14 protein-coding genes are annotated in these 13,432 nt (G+C 62.9%); 12 read left to right on the top strand and 2 right to left on the bottom strand.

The annotated features are described in order from the left end of the window. Positions 1–130 precede the first annotated feature (130 nt). The 8 genes from ASD31_RS08725 to ASD31_RS26300 all read left to right on the top strand — a co-directional run bounded on the left by ASD31_RS08725 (position 131) and on the right by ASD31_RS26300 (position 7,547). Positions 131–700, top strand: coding sequence for a DUF6163 family protein (locus ASD31_RS08725; RefSeq protein ID WP_320409390.1), 570 nt, complete (start codon positions 131–133; stop codon positions 698–700). Between the two features lie 130 nt (positions 701–830). Further along, entirely contained in the window at positions 831–1,343 is a 513-nt protein-coding gene (ldtR, locus tag ASD31_RS08720; RefSeq protein WP_056331938.1) for a transcriptional regulator LdtR, read from the top strand. 647 nt (positions 1,344–1,990) lie between these two features. Then, positions 1,991–3,310, top strand: coding sequence for a L,D-transpeptidase family protein (locus tag ASD31_RS08710; RefSeq protein WP_056331934.1), 1,320 nt, complete (start codon positions 1,991–1,993; stop codon positions 3,308–3,310). A 182-nt stretch (positions 3,311–3,492) separates the two neighbouring features. Then, positions 3,493–4,794 (top strand): serine hydroxymethyltransferase, encoded by a 1,302-nt coding sequence (gene glyA, locus ASD31_RS08705; protein ID WP_056331932.1) that lies wholly within the window; start codon positions 3,493–3,495, stop codon positions 4,792–4,794. A 9-nt stretch (positions 4,795–4,803) separates the two neighbouring features. Then, positions 4,804–5,277, top strand: a complete 474-nt coding sequence (nrdR, locus tag ASD31_RS08700) for a transcriptional regulator NrdR (protein ID WP_056331930.1) — start codon at positions 4,804–4,806, stop codon at positions 5,275–5,277. 67 nt (positions 5,278–5,344) lie between these two features. Further along, positions 5,345–6,652: a bifunctional diaminohydroxyphosphoribosylaminopyrimidine deaminase/5-amino-6-(5-phosphoribosylamino)uracil reductase RibD gene (ribD, locus tag ASD31_RS08695; protein ID WP_056331928.1), complete on the top strand. Its 1,308-nt coding sequence runs from the start codon at positions 5,345–5,347 to the stop codon at positions 6,650–6,652. Further along, complete coding sequence (locus ASD31_RS08690; protein ID WP_056331927.1) at positions 6,652–7,272, top strand: riboflavin synthase; 621 nt, start codon at positions 6,652–6,654, stop codon at positions 7,270–7,272. Before ribD ends, ASD31_RS08690 begins: the two co-directional genes overlap by 1 nt. Positions 7,273–7,382: 110 nt before the next feature. Then, positions 7,383–7,547, top strand: a complete 165-nt coding sequence (locus ASD31_RS26300) for a hypothetical protein (RefSeq protein WP_200952148.1) — start codon at positions 7,383–7,385, stop codon at positions 7,545–7,547. A 29-nt stretch (positions 7,548–7,576) separates the two neighbouring features. On the opposite strand, the gene ASD31_RS08685 is transcribed toward ASD31_RS26300, so the two are convergent. Then, positions 7,577–8,095: a GNAT family N-acetyltransferase gene (locus ASD31_RS08685; protein WP_056331925.1), complete on the bottom strand. Its 519-nt coding sequence runs from the start codon at positions 8,093–8,095 to the stop codon at positions 7,577–7,579. A 41-nt stretch (positions 8,096–8,136) separates the two neighbouring features. Continuing rightward, entirely contained in the window at positions 8,137–8,637 is a 501-nt protein-coding gene (locus ASD31_RS08680; RefSeq protein ID WP_056331922.1) for a cupin domain-containing protein, read from the bottom strand. Positions 8,638–8,833: 196 nt separating this feature from the next. Between ASD31_RS08680 and ribH the strand changes: the two genes are divergently transcribed. The 4 genes from ribH (at position 8,834) to ASD31_RS08660 (ending at position 13,393) form a co-directional block, all read left to right on the top strand. Next, entirely contained in the window at positions 8,834–9,295 is a 462-nt protein-coding gene (ribH, locus tag ASD31_RS08675; RefSeq protein WP_056331920.1) for a 6,7-dimethyl-8-ribityllumazine synthase, read from the top strand. Further along, on the top strand, positions 9,292–9,798 hold the full coding sequence (nusB, locus tag ASD31_RS08670) for a transcription antitermination factor NusB (protein ID WP_082520487.1): 507 nt from the start codon (positions 9,292–9,294) through the stop codon (positions 9,796–9,798). The genes ribH and nusB overlap by 4 nt, the downstream gene beginning before the upstream one ends. A gap of 9 nt (positions 9,799–9,807) precedes the next feature. Further along, the gene (locus ASD31_RS08665) at positions 9,808–11,043 is read left to right on the top strand and encodes an MFS transporter (protein ID WP_156392569.1); all 1,236 of its coding nucleotides are present in this window, start codon (positions 9,808–9,810) and stop codon (positions 11,041–11,043) included. A 214-nt stretch (positions 11,044–11,257) separates the two neighbouring features. After that, positions 11,258–13,393 carry a sodium-translocating pyrophosphatase gene (locus ASD31_RS08660; RefSeq protein WP_056331918.1) on the top strand — a complete coding sequence of 712 codons (2,136 nt, stop codon included), beginning with the start codon at positions 11,258–11,260 and terminating at the stop codon, positions 13,391–13,393. Positions 13,394–13,432: the final 39 nt, after the last annotated feature.

The following is a 13,432-nucleotide window of genomic DNA, read 5'->3' as shown; positions in this document are numbered from 1 at the left end:
GAATGTGATCAAGCGGAGGGTCCAAGTGTGACGAGGGGGAGGTCCGAGGAGGGCGGAGGAGGGGACAGAGGCTTACGAGGGAGGGGGCAAATGTGGCCAAGGAGAGAGGCCGACAGGACCAAGGGAAGCAATGCGAAGGCGACGCGGCTCACCGGCAGGGACGAAATTTTGGCGCGCCGATGGTGCGGGCGTCGATCCCTCCGGCCTTCTCCCGGAAAATCCGCCCTACCCAAGCGGCGGCCTGCCGCGTATCTTCGCCGCCATGGCGCTTGATTCTGTAAAAGTCCCGAAACTGTCGCTCACGCAAACCCTGTTCGGTCTGTTCCTGCGGCTGGTTTCGGTTTCCTGCTTCTGGTTCGGCCTCAACTACTGGGCGATGCTGATCGGGTTTTCGTTCGAGGGCAGCGGGCGTTTCGATCTGTTGCCGGTGCCGTGGCGGACGGCGGCGACGGTGCTGGCCGTGGTCTATCCGGTGGCGGCGCTCGGCCTGTGGCTGCTGGTGTCCTGGGGGCCGGTTCTCTGGGTGGCGGCCGCGGCCATCGAAGTGCTGATGTTCGCCGTCTATCCTGAGGTTTTTGGGGCCAAGCCGATGCTGCTTGTCCTGCATGCAGCGGTGGCTTTCATCTTCGTTCTTTTCCGGGCGGCGATCGTCTTCCAGCGGGTTCGCCAGGCCAGGGCGGCAAGGATTGATTTACCCTGAGACAAGGGCTGTGGATAGTAAGGTGCTGTTAAGGCTGTAGTTTAAGTCGAATTTTATACGTATTCGATAGTGTCTACCTCAAGGCGGGAAGAGAAACATACACCGCCAAACAAACAGTGAGGCAGTCATCATGAACACCAAAATGAAACCGCAGGCCGTTGCCGTCCAGGACCCCCACGAAGATGCGATCCGCTCGCTCTACATGGAATCTCTTCATCTCGTCGAACGTCTCCACCGCCGCCTTCTCGATGTCGTCAAGGACGAGTTCGACCGCTCGGGCCGCAACGATGTCAACGCCGTCCAGGCGCTGCTGCTCTTCAATATCGGCAATTCGGAACTGACGGCCGGCGAACTGCGCTCGCGCGGTTACTATCTCGGCTCCAATGTCTCCTACAATGTCAAGAAGCTGGTCGATCTCGGCTTCATCAACCACCAGCGCTCGCGCATCGACCGTCGCTCGGTCCGCATCAGCCTGACCGAGGATGGCCAGGAGATCGCCGAAACCGTCGCCAAGCTCTATGAGCGCCATATCGGCTCGATCCAGAAGGTCGGCGGCATCGGCACCGACGAGTTCGGCCAGATGAACAAGCTGCTGCAGCGTCTCGACCGCTTCTGGAACGACACGATGCTCTACAAGCTCTGAGCCTTTCCACGGCAAGGCCTCATGATGACTTGGGCGGCCGGGCGCGCAGACGCACCCGGCCGCACCAGCATGGAACGGGCTTTCGGAACGACAGTTTCGATAAAGCCGACAGCCGGCCTGAACCTGGCAATCGCGGCTATTTCACCCGCAATTCGTCGCCCGCATTGACATATTTCCTGGTCTGTCAGCCTGGATTCCTCATGCTGCCAGATAAATTCCCCCCGGATATCGCCATCGTCATCGGTCTTCATCGCCTGGACTGATACAGCCAATGATGTGTCAGTCATCGATTTAGATAAATTCAGAGTTCATATTTGATAGGTCCGGTTGCGGCGTTTGCCGGAAGGCGGGTTCTGGTGCGGTGCGACGATGCGCTGTTGCTGAAATGACCCGCGGGCCTCAGCCGTCGCCGCGCTGGCCTGGCGAGACCGGAGGGCGACACGAATCGGCCATATTACTGTGACAGCGACAACAGCAAGAGACGCCGCTTCGCGCGGCTCACGACCCGCCTCGGCGGGACTGGTCGCCGGCGATGGTGATCTGCGATACCGGGAAAGTGAACGGCGGCTGCGACTATGGTTTACGTTTGTTAACCATATACGTGATAGCGCTGCAGGCACGTGCCGCAGCATTGGATGGTAGGGACCATGTCGAAGAAAAACGGAATTGATGCCTTCTCACGCCGCAGCTTCCTGGCTTCGGCCGCCGCCTTCGGCGCCGCTGCCTGGGCCGGAGGCGCCAGCGCACAGGATGCGCTCGACGAGATCATCAATGCCCCCCGCCGCGGCCTGTGGGACGACCAGTTCGACGCCAAGGCATCGCGCAGCGCCACCGCCGTCGTTTCCAACAATCCGATCTTCGGCATCGACACATTCGCCAATACGCAGGCGGCGATCGGCCAGTACCAGCAGATCGCCTCGGCCGGCGGCTGGCCGCAGGTCAATCCCGCAGGTGCTCGCCTGGAAATGGGCGTGTCCGATCCCGCCGTCCAGGCCCTTCGCCAGCGCTTGATGATCGTCGGCGACCTGCCACGCTCCGCCGGTATTTCCAATTCCTTCGACAGCTATGTCGATGGCGCGGTCAAGCGCTTCCAGGCGCGCCACGGCCTGCCCGCCGACGGCGTGCTCGGCGAATATTCCCTGAAGGCGCTGAACATTTCCGCCGATGTCCGCCTGCAGCAGCTGAATACCAATCTGGTGCGCCTGCAGTCGATGTCGGGTGATCTCGGCAACCGCTACGTTCTGGTCAATATTCCGGCAGCCTATATCGAGGCGGTGGAAAACGGCCGCGTGGCGACGCGCCACACGGCGGTCGTCGGCCGCATCAGCCGTCCGACCCATATCATCAATTCGAAGATCTACGAGGTCATCCTCAATCCCTACTGGACCTCTCCGCGCTCGATCGTCGAGAAGGACATCGTTCCGCTGATGCGCAAGGATCCCGAATATCTGAAGAAGAATTCGATCCGGCTGATCGACGGCAGCGGCAACGAGGTGGCGCCCGAAACGATCGACTGGAACGCCGAAAAGGCGCCGAACCTGACCTTCCGCCAGGATCCCGGCAAGACCAATGCCATGGCCTCGACGAAGATCAATTTCCACAACCCGAACAATGAATACATGCACGACACGCCGCAGCAGGGCCTGTTCAACAAGCTTGCCCGCTTCGAGAGCTCCGGCTGCGTGCGCGTCCAGAACGTGCGCGACCTGACGACCTGGTTGCTGCGCGATACGCCCGGCTGGTCGCGCCAGCAGATCGAGGCAACCATCCGCGCCGGCCAGAATTCGCCGATCAAGCTGGCGGTGGAGGTTCCTGTCTATTTCAAATATATCACCGCCTGGGCGGCCAAGGACGGCGTCGTGCAGTTCCGCGACGATATCTACCAGATGGACGGCGCGCAGGAACTGGCGCTGCAGACCACGACCGGCATCGAGCAGGATGCGGGATCGGTCCTTCCGCCGCAATAAGACGAATGCCGTCAGTTCTTTCGGGGCCGCGTATCCTTTGGATGCGCGGCCTTTCGCGTTGTGGTCCCTGTTCATGCCCGGCGCGGCGAATGGGGGAAATGGCGCAAATCGCATAGCCCGTATTGCCCTTGCCATGCGAGGACGGTAAACACCGTGCAACCGTCTCTCGAGGAGCTTTGAGAATGAGCGTTTCCGCCGCCGCCACCGATGTTTTCTTCAGCCGTTCTCTTGCCGATACCGATCCGGATATTTTCGGCGCCATCGAAAAGGAGCTGGGCCGCCAGCGCCATGAAATCGAGCTGATCGCGTCGGAAAACATCGTCTCGCGCGCCGTTCTGGAAGCGCAGGGCTCGATCATGACCAACAAATATGCCGAAGGCTATCCGGGCAAGCGCTACTATGGCGGCTGCCAGTTCGTCGATATCGCCGAGGAACTGGCGATCGAGCGCGCCAAGAAGCTGTTCGGCGTCAATTTCGCCAACGTCCAGCCGAATTCGGGGTCGCAGATGAACCAGGCGGTGTTCCTGGCGCTGCTGCAGCCGGGCGACACCTTCATGGGCCTCGACCTCAATTCCGGCGGTCACCTGACGCATGGTTCGCCGGTCAACATGTCCGGCAAATGGTTCAACGTCGTTTCCTACGGCGTGCGGGAAGGCGACAATCTGCTCGACATGGACGCGGTTGCCGAGAGCGCCCGCAAGCATAAGCCCAAGCTGATCATCGCCGGCGGCACGGCCTATTCGCGCATCTGGGACTGGAAGCGTTTCCGCGAGATCGCCGACGAAGTGGGTGCCTGGCTGATGGTCGACATGGCCCATATCGCCGGCCTCGTTGCCGGCAACCAGCATCCGTCGCCGTTCCCACATTGCCATGTGGCCACGACCACGACGCATAAGTCGCTGCGCGGCCCGCGCGGCGGCATGATCCTCACCAATGAGGAGGATCTGGCAAAGAAGTTCAATTCGGCCGTTTTCCCGGGCCTTCAGGGCGGTCCGCTGATGCACGTCATCGCCGCCAAGGCGGTCGCTTTCGGCGAGGCGCTGCAGCCTGAATTCCAGGATTACGCCGCACAGATCGTCAAGAACGCCAAGGCGCTGTCGGAAACGCTGGTGGCCGGCGGTCTCGACATCGTCTCGGGCGGCACCGACAACCATCTGATGCTGGTCGACCTGCGCAAGAAGAACGCCACCGGCAAGCGGGCGGAGGCCGCCCTTGGCCGCGCCTATATCACCTGCAACAAGAACGGCATCCCGTTCGATCCGGAAAAGCCCTTCGTCACCTCCGGCGTTCGCCTCGGCACGCCGGCCGGCACGACGCGCGGTTTCAAGGAAGCCGAATTCCGCGAGATCGGCAACCTGATCGTCGAGGTCCTCGACGGGCTGAAGGTGGCCAATTCGGACGAAGGCAATGCGGCTGTCGAAGCCAGCGTGCGCGACAAGGTGGTCAAGCTGACCGACCGCTTCCCGATGTACCCCTATATGTAAGGCGAACGGATGCGCTGCCCCTATTGCGGATCGGAAGACAGCCAGGTGAAGGATAGCCGTCCCGCAGAGGACGGCGCCGCCATTCGCCGACGGCGCATCTGCCCGGATTGCGGCGGCCGCTTCACGACCTTCGAACGGGTGCAGCTGCGCGAACTGATGATCCTCAAGAAGACCGGCCGCAAGGCGCCGTTCGACCGCGACAAGCTGCTCCGGTCGTTCGAGATCGCGCTGCGCAAGCGGCCGGTCGATCGCGACCGGATCGAGCGGGCGGTGTCCGGTATCGTGCGCCGGCTGGAAAGCTCCGGCGAGACGGAAATCCCCTCCGAGGAGATCGGCCTGCAGGTGCTGGAAGCGCTGAAGGCGCTCGATGACGTGGGCTTCGTGCGCTATGCCTCTGTCTACCGCGATTTCTCCCATGCGGACGATTTCGAAAAGGTGATCGCCGAAATCAGCGCCAAGATCGCGCGCGACCCCGGCGCCTGATCGCGACGGGCCGATGCCGCCGAAAGGCGGTGTTTGACGCTGAGATCGGACAAATGGAGGCAGGGGCATGACGGACAGGGCGGAAGACGAGCGGTTCATGGCGGAGGCCTTGCGGCTTGCGCATCGCAATCTCGGCGCCACCGGCTCCAATCCCTCGGTCGGCTGCGTGATCGTCCGCAACGACGGCAATGGCCCGAACATCGTCGGCAGCGCCGTGACCGCACCCGGCGGCCGGCCGCATGCGGAAACCCAGGCATTGGCGATGGCCGGGACACAGGCGAAGGGCGCCACAGCCTATGTGTCGCTCGAACCCTGTTCGCACCACGGCGTGACCCCGCCCTGCGCCGATGCGCTGGTGGCCGCCGGCATTGCCCGGGTCGTCGTCGCCGTCACAGATCCTGATCAGCGCGTGGCCGGGCGAGGGCTCGCCAGGTTACGCGATGCCGGTATTACGGTGGACACCGGCGTCATGGAGCGGGCGGGCGAACGGGAGCTTGAAGGCTACCTCATGCGCAAGCGCGACAACCGGCCTTATGTGACGCTCAAGCTTGCGGTTTCCGCCGACGGCATGATCGGGCTCAAGGGGCAGGGGCAGGTGCCGATCACCGGCAAGGAAAGCCGGGAACAGGTTCATCGCCTGCGCGCCGAAACGGATGCCATCCTCGTGGGCATCGGAACGGCGATCCTCGACGATCCGGAACTGACCTGCCGCCTGCCCGATCTCGAGGACCGCTCGCCGCTGCGCATCGTCATCGACCCGCGGCTGGAACTGCCGCTGGGCTCGAAGCTGGTGCGGACGGCGGAAACCGTTCCGGTGATCGCGGTTGTCGATCCGGCCTTCGAAAAACTGTCGTCGGAGTATGATGAAGAGCACCCCCCTCTGCCCCGCCGGGACATCGCCGCCTCAAAGGAGAGGATTGGCCCGGAGAATGATGTGGACCCCGATGTGACGCGACTTCCCGTAAATGCCGAGCCTGCGGTTCCAGCAATCTCCCCCTTTGAGACGGAGATGTCCAACGGGACAGAGGGGGGTGGCGCGCAATCGACCCTGGCCGAGCGCCGCGCCGCTCTTCAATCTGCCGGCGTCGAGCTGGTGGAATGCGATCCCACGGCGCCCGGCGATCTCCTGACGGCGCTGGCGACGCGCGGCGTTTCCTCGCTGATGGTCGAAGGCGGCGCACGGACGGCGCAGACCTTCCTCAATGCCGGGCTGGTCGACCGGATTCTGTTGTTTACCGGTGCCGTCACCCTTGGCGTCGAGGGGGTGGCATCCCCAATTGACAGGACATTGATCCCCGTGGGTTTCGTCCATGTGCGGACGGACACGTTCGGCGAGGATCTTCTCGACACCTATGAATATGAAAGAACCCCCTGATGTTCACCGGCATTATCACCGATATCGGCACAGTCGAAACCATCACGCCGCTCGACGAGGGCATCAAGCTGCGCATCGCCACGGGCTATGATCCCGAGGGCATCGACATCGGCGCTTCGATCGCCTGTTCCGGCGTCTGCCTGACGGTGACGGTACTGCCGGAGGAAGGCTCGAACCAGCGCTGGTTCGAAGTCGAAGCCTGGGAAGAAGCCCTTCGGCTGACGACGATTTCGGGCTGGAAGGCGGGCGAGGCGATCAATCTGGAGCGATCGCTGAAGATCGGCGACGAACTGGGCGGCCATCTGGTCTCCGGCCATGTCGACGGCAAGGCGGAAATCCTTTCGGTCGAGGCGGAAGGCGAGGCGACCCGGTTCCGCCTGCGCGCGCCCGAGCAACTGGCAAAATTCGTCGCGCCGAAGGGCTCGGTGGCACTTGACGGCACATCGCTCACCGTCAATGCGGTCGATGGCGCGGAGTTCGACGTGCTGCTCATCCGTCATTCGCTGGAGGTGACGACCTGGGGGGAGCGCAAGGCCGGCGACTTCGTCAATTTCGAAGTTGACACCATGGCGCGCTATGCCGCAAGACTGTCGGAGTTTCCAGCGTCGGCAGCGAGCTAACCAGCCAAGGGCATGGCGTTCGGCAGCCAGTTCGGTCATATGCCTTGAGGGAAGGGAACATCTCGCTCTCTCGGCAATTAAACAGGCTCGTTTGAACCGGAGAAAAAGCCATGTCCGCCAAAACTCTGATGACCGCTGTCGCAACGATATTTTTGACCTTATCGGGCTGCGCGAGCACCGGCGACGGCAATACGACCTATGCCCAGTATCAGGGTTCGCAGCCGATTCCTGATTTTGGTGCCGCCGACCCCAGCGGCATGCGCGTTCCCTACTAAAAAATCGACCCGAAGCGCGATGATGGACCTCAGCGTTCCATGAGGATGACCTGGGCGCCGTGATAGACCGTTCGCCTGGTTTCCTTGAACTGCAGCTTCGCGGCTACCCGCAGCGAGGCGAGGTTGGCGATGTCGATGATGCAGGTCTTCTTCAGCGACGGGAAGTGCTGGTCGCCCCAGGCGAGCGCTGCGCTGACCGCCTCGGTTGCCAGGCCGCGGCCATGGGAGAGGGGTGAGAGAGCCCAGCCGGTTTCCATGGTTCCCTCGAGCGAAGGGCTGATCACCCGGTGCAGGTCGTGAAAACCTGCCTCGCCGATGAACTGGCCGGTCTCGCGCTCCTGCAGCGCAAAGAAACCGAAACCGAAATAGTGCCACATGCCGACCTGGCGCAGGAAGCGCGTCCAGGCCTGCTCGCGCGAAAAGGGCACGCCGCCGATGAAGCGGGTGACCTCCGGATTGGCAAAGAGCGCGCCATAGGCGTTGAAATCGTCGCGGCGATAGGGGCGAAGGACAAGACGTTCGGTTTCGATCGTGGTGACGGTCTGCATGGTGTTCGCTTGGTTCCGGTTAAGCCTTGCCAAGCCATAGATCAGATTCCCGGCTCGCCGTCCCAATAATCGATCTCGCTCTCCCTGCGACCAATGTAGCGGAAACGCGGCTTGCCGTCCTCGCCGCGCGCCTTTGCCAAAAACTTGCCGGAATCCGGATATTCGACGATCTCGGCCTTGGCCATGGTGGAGATGCTAAGATATTTGAGTGGTTCCCGACCCGTGTTGATGAGGTTATGAGCCGTTTCCGGGCCGCCGGCCGGCGCGCCCAGCACGTCGCCGGCCTTGACGGGATGGCGCGCGCTGCCGAAACGATATTCACCTTCGCCGCTGAGGATGATGAAAAGCTCATCCTCGATATGGTGGTTGTGGAACGGGCAGCCGGATTTTCCGGGCGGCAGCTCGCCGTAACCGGCGCCAAGACTGGTGAGGCCGAGCATGGCGCCGAAGGAAATGTCGCGGGATTCGAAAAACGTGCCTTCCTGCCAGTGCTCGAGTTCGAGGCTTGCGGGATTGATGACGGGCGTGATGTCGGCGGCCATGTGTTTCTCCTCGTTCAGGCAAATCGTACAGTCGGGCCGGCCGATTGAAAAGCGGCTGCGCGATTGTGCTTGCGCTCGTCGCAAATGCCCGTCAAATCAGGGTTCGAACGAAAAAGGCTTGCCATCCCGCCGCCGGCATGATTTGACCGCCGCCTGCGCCGGAGATGTCCGGCCCCAAATTTCAAACGGGTGAACTATGTCCGAAACATCCAAGCCACATATCCTGATTGTGGAAGCGCGCTTCTATGACGACATGGCCGATGCGCTGCTCGACGGTGCGACATCGGCGCTCAAGGATGCCGGCGCCACCTATGACGTGGTGACCGTGCCCGGCGCGCTGGAAATCCCGGCCGCCATCGCCATGGCGCTCGACGGCATCGACAACGGCGCCACCGAATATGACGGCTTCGTCGCGCTCGGCATGGTGATCCGCGGCGAGACCTATCATTTCGACATCGTCTCGAACGAATCCTCGCGCGCGCTGATGGATTTGGCCGTGAGCGAAAGCCTTGCCATCGGCAATGGCATCCTGACGGTCGAGAACGATGCGCAGGCCTGGGCGCGGGTTCGCCGTAGCGAGGGCGACAAGGGCGGCTTTGCTGCCCGTGCGGCGCTGACCATGATCGAACTGAAGAGCAAGCTAGGCGGCGAACAGTGAGCGATATTCCTTCCCAACCCCCGGCCGATCCGGCGGCCGATCAGCCGATCAAGCAGGTCAACCAGCGCGGTGCAGCGCGCCTTGCCGCCGTGCAGGCCCTCTACCAGATGGATGTCGGCGGCACCGGCGTGCTGGAAATCGTTGCCGAATACGAAGCCCACCGGCTCGGTCAGGAAGTCGATGGCGAAACCTATCTCAAGGCGGACGCCTCCTGGTTCCGCTCGATCGTCGCCGGCGTGGTGCGCGACCAGCGCACGCTCGATCCGCTGATCGGCACGGCGCTTCAGGACGACTGGGCGCTGTCCCGGCAGGACAGCACGGTGCGCGCCATCCTGCGCGCCGGAACCTTCGAACTGGTCGAACGCAAGGATGTTCCGGTCGCCGTCATCGTCACCGAATATGTCGAGATCGCCAAGGCATTCTTTGCCGAGGACGAGCCCAAGCTCGTCAATGCCGTTCTCGACCGGATCGCCCGCACGATCAGAACCGACGTCAAGAAATAGGAACGGGCCATGGCAGCGGTGGCGGGCGAGCGACAGGAGTTGGACCTTGAACTGCGCGAGGCCCGCCGCAATGTCTATCTGCTGACCGCCGTCCAGGCGATCCTCGGCACCGTCGGTCCGATCGTCTTTGCCGTCGGCGGTGTCGCCGGCTACCAGCTTCTCGGCGCCGACAAGTCACTGGCGACCGCGCCCTTGACCGGCTTCACAGTCGGCGTGGCGCTCGGCGCGATCTTCGTCGCAGCCGCCTCCAGGCTGCTCGGGCGCAAGGCGGCCTTCATGCTCGGCGCGGCGCTGGGCGCAGGCGGCAGCCTGCTTGCGGCCTATGCGCTCTATGAAAATGATTTCTGGATTTTCGCGCTCGCTCTCTGCATCACCGGTATTTCCGGCGGGTTTACGCAAAAGCTGCGCTTTGCGGCCGCCGACGCGTCGCCTGGATTCTACAAGCCGCGAGCAATTTCCTGGATTCTCGCCGGCGGGGTGATTTCCGCCGTGCTCGGACCGCAACTGGTCATCCTGACGAAGGACATGCTGGCGCCCGTCTTCTTCGCCGGCGCCTTCATCGCCGTCGTGCCGACCTGCCTGGCGGCGATTGCCATTCTCGCCTTCCTGCGCTTGCCGGACCTCCGTCCGGTCACCGGTGCGGTTGCAAGCCCGCCGGCGCGACCCCTGCGCGAGATCGTTCTGACCCAGCGTTTCCTGACCGGCATGATCTGCGGTATCTCGACCTATGCGCTGATGAGCTTCATGATGACCGGTGCGCCGATCGCCATGGTGGTCGGTTGCGGCTTTTCGCAGGACATGGCGACGCTCGGCATCCAGTGGCATGTGCTGGCGATGTTCGCGCCGAGTTTCTTCACCGGCATGCTCGTCAGCCGTTTCGGCGCCGAGAGGATCGTTGCATGTGGCCTCTTCATCCTCATGGCCTGCGCGCTGGTGGCGCATAGCGGCATCGCGCTCTGGAATTTCTGGGGCGCACTGATCCTGCTCGGCATGGGATGGAATTTCGGCTTCATCGGCGCGACAGCGATCGTCGCCTCCAGCTACCGGCCGCACGAGGCCGACAAGGTCCAGGGTTTCCACGATATCATCCTGTTCACCGCCGTGGCGCTGGCCTCGTTCGGCTCCGGCAAGGTGCTGACCGCCTATGGCTGGGATATGCTGAGCGCCGCCGTCTGGCCCGTCACCCTGGTCTGCCTCGTCCTCATCGGCCTTTTGATGCGTTTCGGCGCAAAACGAACGGCCTGAAACCGGCCCTCCGCTCGTTCTCCCCGGAAAACCCGCTAAGTCCCGCAAAACAGGCGGTTTTGTCCCTGCGGCAGGGCTTGACGATAGTGATTCGCCACAGCACTCTGCCGCCACGCATGCAGCCGTCGCTTGAAGAGGAGGCACGGCACGCAGCGCTTTTTGGGGGTCTGTGGGTCGGAGTGAGTCCGCGGGCTTAAACGGAGGAAAGAGCGAAATGACCATATTACTGGGCGTTATCGCATGCGGGTTGCTTTCGGTGGTCTATGCCATCTGGGCGACGCGATCGGTGCTGTCTGCCGATCAGGGCAATGCCCGCATGCAAGAGATTGCAGGCTTCATACGCGAGGGGGCGCAGGCCTATCTCACACGTCAATACAAGACCATTGCCATTGTCGGCGCCGTCGTCTTCGTCGGTGCCTGGGTTCTTCTTTCCGTCACGGCCGCCATCGGCTTCCTGATCGGCGCGGTCCTTTCGGGCGCGGCAGGCTTCATCGGCATGCATGTCTCCGTCCGTGCCAATGTGCGCACGGCGCAGGCGTCCTCCGTCAGCCTCTCGGCTGGTCTCGACATTGCCTTCAAGTCGGGCGCCATCACCGGCATGCTGGTGGCTGGCCTCGCGCTGCTCGGCGTGACGATCTACTATCTCGTGCTGACTGCAGGCCTTGGCCTCGAGGTAGGGTCCCGTGAGGTGATCGATGCGCTGGTATCGCTCGGTTTCGGCGCCTCGCTGATCTCCATCTTCGCCCGTCTCGGCGGCGGTATCTTCACCAAGGGGGCCGATGTCGGCGGCGATCTCGTCGGCAAGGTCGAAGCCGGCATTCCGGAAGACGATCCCCGCAACCCGGCCACGATTGCCGACAATGTCGGCGACAATGTCGGCGATTGCGCCGGCATGGCCGCCGACCTGTTCGAGACCTATGCGGTCTCGATCGTCGCCACCATGGTGCTGGCCGCCATCTTCTTTGCCGGCGGTGCCAATCTCGGCCTCGTCATGTCCTATCCGCTGGCCATCTGCGGGGCCTGCATCATCACCTCGATCATCGGCGCCTTCTTCGTCAAGCTCGGCTCGAACGGTTCGATCATGGGCGCGCTCTACAAGGGCCTGATCGTGACCGGGGTTCTGTCGATCATCGGGCTTGGCGCGGCCACCTCGCTGACCATCGGCTGGGGCTCGATCGGCACCGTTGACGGCATGGACGTGACCGGTCTCAACCTGTTCATCTGCGGTATTCTCGGCCTCGTGGTCACCGCGCTGATCGTGGTCATCACCGAATATTATACCGGCACCAACAAGCGCCCGGTGAACTCGATCGCCCAGGCCTCGGTCAGCGGCCACGGCACCAACGTCATCCAGGGGCTTGCCGTATCGCTGGAATCGACGGCCCTTCCGGCCATCGTCATCGTCGGCGGCATCATCGCCACCTACCAGCTCGCGGGCCTGTTCGGCACCGGCATCGCGGTCACCGCCATGCTCGGCATTGCCGGCATGATCGTGGCGCTCGATGCCTTCGGACCGGTGACCGACAATGCCGGCGGCATTGCCGAAATGGCCGGCCTGCCTCCGGAAGTGCGCAAATCCACCGACGCGCTCGATGCGGTCGGCAATACGACGAAGGCGGTGACCAAAGGCTATGCGATCGGCTCTGCCGGTCTCGGCGCCCTGGTGCTGTTCGCGGCCTATTCGAACGACCTCAAATATTTCGTCGCCAATGGCGACAAATATCCCTACTTCGCCGATGTCGGGACGATTTCGTTCGATCTTTCCAACCCTTATGTGGTCGCCGGCCTGATCTTCGGCGGTCTCATCCCCTATCTCTTCGGCGGTATCGCGATGACCGCCGTCGGCCGTGCCGCAAGCGCGGTTGTGGAGGAAGTGCGTCGGCAGTTCCGCGAAAAGCCGGGCATCATGGCCGGCACCGACCGGCCGGACTATGGCCGCGCCGTCGACATGCTCACCAAGGCGGCGATCCGCGAGATGATCGTGCCGTCGCTCCTGCCGGTGCTGGCGCCGATCGTCGTTTATTTCGGCGTGCTGCTGATCTCCGGCTCCAAGGCATCCGCCTTTGCGGCCCTCGGCGCCTCGCTTCTCGGCGTTATCGTCAACGGCATCTTCGTCGCCATCTCGATGACATCGGGCGGTGGCGCCTGGGACAATGCCAAGAAGAGTTTTGAAGACGGCTTCGTCGACAAGGACGGCACGCGTCACCTGAAGGGATCGGAAGCCCACAAGGCCTCCGTGACCGGCGACACCGTCGGCGACCCCTACAAGGATACGGCCGGCCCTGCCGTCAACCCGGCAATCAAGATCACCAATATCGTGGCGCTGTTGCTGCTGGCGGTCCTTGCCTGACACTATGAGCTTGCAGGCGCCTCTCGCGCCTGCAAGCGA

This window comes from Rhizobium sp. Root482 (assembly GCF_001426565.1).
Taxonomy (GTDB): Bacteria; Pseudomonadota; Alphaproteobacteria; order Rhizobiales; family Rhizobiaceae; genus Pararhizobium.
Note: the sequence above shows the minus strand (reverse complement) of the source record. Positions and strands in the feature narration are given on the sequence as shown.

What these genes read in the sequence shown, in the direction of transcription:
- ASD31_RS08710 (WP_056331934.1), top strand. Translation starts at nt 1,991, where the DNA reads ATGTCGAAGAAAAACGGAATTGATGCCTTCTCACGCCGCAGCTTCCTG.
- ASD31_RS26300 (WP_200952148.1), top strand. Translation starts at nt 7,383, where the DNA reads ATGTCCGCCAAAACTCTGATGACCGCTGTCGCAACGATATTTTTGACC.
- glyA (WP_056331932.1), top strand. Translation starts at nt 3,493, where the DNA reads ATGAGCGTTTCCGCCGCCGCCACCGATGTTTTCTTCAGCCGTTCTCTT.
- ASD31_RS08660 (WP_056331918.1), top strand. Translation starts at nt 11,258, where the DNA reads ATGACCATATTACTGGGCGTTATCGCATGCGGGTTGCTTTCGGTGGTC.
- ASD31_RS08680 (WP_056331922.1), bottom strand. Translation starts at nt 8,637, where the DNA reads ATGGCCGCCGACATCACGCCCGTCATCAATCCCGCAAGCCTCGAACTC.
- ASD31_RS08665 (WP_156392569.1), top strand. Translation starts at nt 9,808, where the DNA reads ATGGCAGCGGTGGCGGGCGAGCGACAGGAGTTGGACCTTGAACTGCGC.
- ldtR (WP_056331938.1), top strand. Translation starts at nt 831, where the DNA reads ATGAACACCAAAATGAAACCGCAGGCCGTTGCCGTCCAGGACCCCCAC.
- ASD31_RS08690 (WP_056331927.1), top strand. Translation starts at nt 6,652, where the DNA reads ATGTTCACCGGCATTATCACCGATATCGGCACAGTCGAAACCATCACG.
- ASD31_RS08725 (WP_320409390.1), top strand. Translation starts at nt 131, where the DNA reads ATGCGAAGGCGACGCGGCTCACCGGCAGGGACGAAATTTTGGCGCGCC.
- ribH (WP_056331920.1), top strand. Translation starts at nt 8,834, where the DNA reads ATGTCCGAAACATCCAAGCCACATATCCTGATTGTGGAAGCGCGCTTC.
- ribD (WP_056331928.1), top strand. Translation starts at nt 5,345, where the DNA reads ATGACGGACAGGGCGGAAGACGAGCGGTTCATGGCGGAGGCCTTGCGG.
- nrdR (WP_056331930.1), top strand. Translation starts at nt 4,804, where the DNA reads ATGCGCTGCCCCTATTGCGGATCGGAAGACAGCCAGGTGAAGGATAGC.
- ASD31_RS08685 (WP_056331925.1), bottom strand. Translation starts at nt 8,095, where the DNA reads ATGCAGACCGTCACCACGATCGAAACCGAACGTCTTGTCCTTCGCCCC.